This window comes from Streptomyces sp. NPDC054863 (assembly GCF_053610825.1).
Genome location: NZ_JBSGZD010000442.1, coordinates 1 through 4,501 on the forward strand (window position 1 = coordinate 1; position 4,501 = coordinate 4,501).

The 4,501-nt window shown below is 67.3% G+C and carries 3 protein-coding genes and 1 pseudogene; all 4 read left to right on the forward strand.

Annotated elements, in window-relative coordinates:
• Positions 1-399 (forward strand): annotated as a pseudogene (locus ACWGIG_RS37195) (hypothetical protein); the annotation flags it as partial.
• Positions 400-403: 4 nt separating this feature from the next.
• Complete coding sequence (gene chvE / locus ACWGIG_RS37200) at positions 404-1,522, forward strand: multiple monosaccharide ABC transporter substrate-binding protein (RefSeq protein WP_453326143.1); 1,119 nt, start codon at positions 404-406, stop codon at positions 1,520-1,522.
• Between the two features lie 59 nt (positions 1,523-1,581).
• Positions 1,582-3,123 carry a multiple monosaccharide ABC transporter ATP-binding protein gene (gene mmsA / locus ACWGIG_RS37205; protein ID WP_453326145.1) on the forward strand — a complete coding sequence of 514 codons (1,542 nt, stop codon included), beginning with the start codon at positions 1,582-1,584 and terminating at the stop codon, positions 3,121-3,123.
• A 99-nt stretch (positions 3,124-3,222) separates the two neighbouring features.
• Positions 3,223-4,455, forward strand: coding sequence for a multiple monosaccharide ABC transporter permease (gene mmsB, locus ACWGIG_RS37210; protein WP_453326144.1), 1,233 nt, complete (start codon positions 3,223-3,225; stop codon positions 4,453-4,455).
• Positions 4,456-4,501: the final 46 nt, after the last annotated feature.

Here is a 4,501-nt window from a genome sequence, read left to right on the forward strand (position 1 = left end):
GCCCCCATGGACCTCTACATCGAAGCCCCCGACGACCTCGGCGGCTACATCCGCATGTACGAAACAGCCGAACTCATCCGACGCGGCGCCCCCCTGTACCTGAAGTTCGGGCTGAGCCGCTCCCCGGGCATCTACCCCTACGGCGCCCAACTGCGCGACACCACGCTTGCCTCCGCCCGCGAACGGGTACGGCGTGGGCGGCTGGTGCTTGATCTGCTGGCCCGGCACGGGGCCGACGGCGGGATGTCGCCGCTGGGGTCGCGGCTGCCGGGTGCACTGCGGCGGTTCGCCGTGCCGGCCGACACGCCCACCACGCCCACCGACGCGGCCACCCGTACATCCGCCGACACACTCGCCGACACGCCTGCCGACGCAGTCGCCGTACCGGAAGGGAACTGACCCCATGCGCCACACCCGCATCCTGAGCAGCGCTGCCCTGGCAGCCCTGCTCGTCGTCTCGCTCACCGCCTGCGGCCAGGAGGCCAGGGGCGGCAGCCGCTACAAGGCCGACACGGGCAAGGGCGGCACGATCGGGCTCTCCATGCCGACCAAGGCGTCCGAGCGCTGGATCGCCGACGGCCAGAACATGGCCAAGCAGTTCGAGAATGCCGGGTACCAGACCGATCTGCAGTACGGCGACAACAAGGCCGAGAGCCAGATCGCCCAGATCGAGAACATGATCACCAAGGGACGCAAGCTCCTGGTCATCGCCGCGGTCGACGGCTCGGCACTCACCGAGGTCCTCCAGCGCGCGCACGACGCGGGCATCCCGGTGATCAGCTACGACCGGCTCATCCTGGGCTCCCCGTACGTCGACTACTACGCGTCCTTCGACAACGCGCGGGTCGGCGAGCTCCAAGGCAAGTACATCGTCGACAAACTGAAGCTGGGCGAGCCGTCGACGGAGGCGGCGAAGCGCGAGAAGCACTCGATCGAGCTGTTCGCGGGCTCCCCCGACGACAACAACACCAAGTACTTCTGGGGCGGCGCCCTCAAGGTCCTCCAGCCGTACCTGACGAGTGGTCAACTCGTGGTGCGCAGCGGGCAGAACAAGATGAATCAGGCGACAACCCTGGGCTGGGACGGCGGCACCGCGCAGAAGCGGATGGACGACCTGATCAGCAAGAACTACGGCGAGCAGCGGGTGGACGCGGTGCTCTCGCCGTACGACGGCATCTCGATCGGCATCATCTCCGCGCTGAAGAGCGCGGGTTACGGCTCCAAGGCACAGCCGCTGCCGGTCATCACCGGGCAGGACGCGGAACTGGCGTCGGTGAAGTCCATCATCGGCGGCGAGCAGACGCAGACCGTCTTCAAGGACACCCGGAAGCTGGCCGCGCAGGCGGTGGCGATGGGAGACGCCGCGCTGAACGGCAAGAAGCCGCAGGTCAACAACGTCACCGACTACAACAACGGCAAGAAGACCGTGCCGTCCTACCTGCTGAAGCCGGTGAACATCGACAAGTCGAACACCCAACTCCTCGTCGACGAGGGCTACTTCACCGCAGGGCAGCTCAAGTGACCGGCCCCGACGTCCTCCTGGACCCGCTCCCCTCCCTGGACCCGCGCCCCGTCCTGGAGATGCGCGGCATCACCAAGACCTTCCCTGGCGTCAAGGCGCTCTCCGACGTCAATCTGACCGTCCGCCCCGCCGAGATCCACGCGATCTGCGGGGAGAACGGCGCCGGGAAGTCGACGCTGATGAAGGTGCTGAGCGGGGTCCACCCGCACGGCTCGTACGACGGCGAGATCCTCTTCGAGGGCGAGCCGGTGGCGTTCAAGGACATCCGGGCCAGTGAGCAGCACGGCATCGTGATCATCCACCAGGAGCTGGCGCTCGTCCCCTATCTCTCCATCGCCGAGAACATCTTCCTCGGCAATGAACAGACCGGCGGCAGGCGCGGGTTCATCGACTGGAACGACACCCTGCACCGGGCGAGCGCCCTCCTCAAGCGGGTCGGGCTGCGCGAGAAGCCGCAGACTCCGGTCGCCGACATCGGCGTGGGCAAGCAGCAGCTGGTGGAGATCGCGAAGGCCCTCGCCAAGGAGGTGAAGCTCCTCATCCTCGACGAGCCGACGGCAGCCCTCAACGACGACGACAGCGCGAAGCTGCTCGACCTGATCCTGGAACTGCGCGAGCAGGGCATCGCCTGCATCATCATTTCGCACAAGCTCGGCGAGATCCGGCACATCGCGGACACGGTGACGGTGCTCCGCGACGGCCGCACCATCGAATCATTGACGGTACGTCAGACTCCTTCCTCCGCACCCGAGTTGTCGGAGGAGCAGATCATCCGTTCCATGGTCGGACGCGATCTGGACCACCGCTTCCCGGAGCGCAGTGCGTACGAGGGCGAGGACGCGGGCACGACCGCGCTCGCCGTCTCCGGCTGGACCGTCCGCCACCCGGTGGACCACCAGCGCAAGGTCGTCGACGACGTTTCCCTCACCGTCCGGCGGGGCGAGATCGTCGGCATCGCGGGCCTGATGGGCGCCGGCCGGACGGAGCTCGCGATGTCCGTCTTCGGGCGCAGCTACGGCCAGTACGTCGCCGGTACGGTCGAGGTCGGCGGCCGGGAGGTGAACGTCCGCACCGTTCCGGCGGCGATCGAGGCGGGCCTCGCGTACGTCACGGAGGACCGCAAGCAGTACGGCCTCAACCTCATCGACAACATCAACCGCAACATCTCCCTCGCCTCCCTGTCCGGGATGCGGCGGCGCGGCGTGGTCGACGAGCACCATGAACGCCAGGTCGCCGAGCGCTACCGCACCTCCATGAACATCAAGACCCCCACGGTCTTCGAGCAGGTCGGACGGCTCTCCGGCGGCAACCAGCAGAAGGTCGTCCTGAGCCGGTGGATCCACGCCGACCCCGATGTCCTGATCCTCGACGAACCGACGCGCGGGATCGACGTGGGCGCGAAGTTCGAGATCTACACGGTGATCGACAAGCTCGCCGCCGCGGGCAAGGCGGTGCTCTTCATCTCCTCCGAGCTGCCCGAACTCCTCGGCATGTGCGACCGGATCTACACCATGGCCGAAGGCAGGCTGACCGGCGAGGTCGCCCGCGCGGACGCCACCCAGGAATCGCTGATGCGCCACATGACGAGGACCCACTCATGACCGCGACGGCGCCCCTCTCATGACCACTACCGCGATCCGCTCATGACCATGACGGCGATCCGCTCATGACGACGACCATGACCCGAAGCTGAGGCCCCCATGACCACCGCCCCACCCCTCCGCAAGGACTCGCCCGCCGAGCCCCCGCCCGCGCGCCCGGCGGCCCTCACCGCGCTCCTCGACAGCATGCGGTCGAACATGCGCCAGTACGGCATGCTCGTCGCCCTGCTCTTCATCGTCGTCCTCTTCCAGATCTGGACCGACGGCACCCTGCTCCTCCCCAACAACGTCTCCAACCTGATCCAGCAGAACGGCTACATCCTCATACTGGCCATCGGCATGATGATCGTGATCATCGCCGGCCACATCGACCTCTCCGTCGGCTCACTGGTCGCCTTCGTCGGCGCGATGTCCGCCGTGATGATGGTCAACCACGACATGCCCTGGGTCCTGGCCCTGGTCCTCTCCCTCCTCATCGGGGCGGTCGCGGGCGCCTGGCAGGGATTCTTCATCGCCTATGTCGGCATCCCGTCCTTCATCGTGACCCTGGCCGGAATGCTGCTCTTCCGCGGCCTGACGCAGATCGTCCTCGAAGGGCAGTCCCTCGCTCCCTTCCCCGAGGGCTTCCAGAACATCGCCAAGGGCTTCATCCCCGAGATGGGCCCGTACACCCAGTACCACAACCCGACCCTGCTCCTCGGGCTGCTCGCCCTGGTGGTCCTGATCCTGCGCGAAGTCCGCGACCGCAAGCGCCAGTTGGCGTACGAACTCGAAGTCGTGCCGACCAGTCTCTGGGTCACCAAGTGCGTGGCGATCGCCGCCGCCGTCATCGCGTTCACCCTCACCCTGGCGAGCTTCCACGGCGTCCCCGTCGTCATGCTGATCATGTGCGTACTGCTGATCGGTCTGGGGTACGTGATGCGCAACGCGGTCGTCGGCCGTCACATCTACGCTCTCGGCGGCAACAAGGCGGCGGCGAAGCTGTCCGGCGTCAAGGACAAGCGCGTCACCTTCCTGGTCTTCGTGAACATGGGCGTCCTGGCCGCCCTCGCGGGCTGTGTCTACGCGGCCCGCCTGAACGCGGGCACCCCGCAGGCCGGCCTCAACTTCGAACTCGAAGCGATCGCCGCCTCGTTCATCGGCGGCGCGTCGATGAGCGGCGGCGTCGGCACGGTCATGGGTGCCGTCATCGGCGGCCTCGTCCTCGGCGTCCTCAACAACGGCATGTCCCTGGTCGGCATCGGCACCGACTACCAGCAGGTGATCAAGGGCCTGGTCCTGCTCGCCGCCGTCGGCTTCGACATCTGGAACAAGCGCAAGGCGGGTCGCTGACCCTCCGACCCGCGGCGCCTCTGGCCCTCTGGCCCTCTGATCACAC

Excerpts from the sequence above, each read along its gene's own strand:
- chvE (WP_453326143.1), top strand. The coding sequence starts at position 404 with ATGCGCCACACCCGCATCCTGAGCAGCGCTGCCCTGGCAGCCCTGCTC.
- mmsA (WP_453326145.1), top strand. The coding sequence starts at position 1,582 with ATGCGCGGCATCACCAAGACCTTCCCTGGCGTCAAGGCGCTCTCCGAC.
- mmsB (WP_453326144.1), top strand. The coding sequence starts at position 3,223 with ATGACCACCGCCCCACCCCTCCGCAAGGACTCGCCCGCCGAGCCCCCG.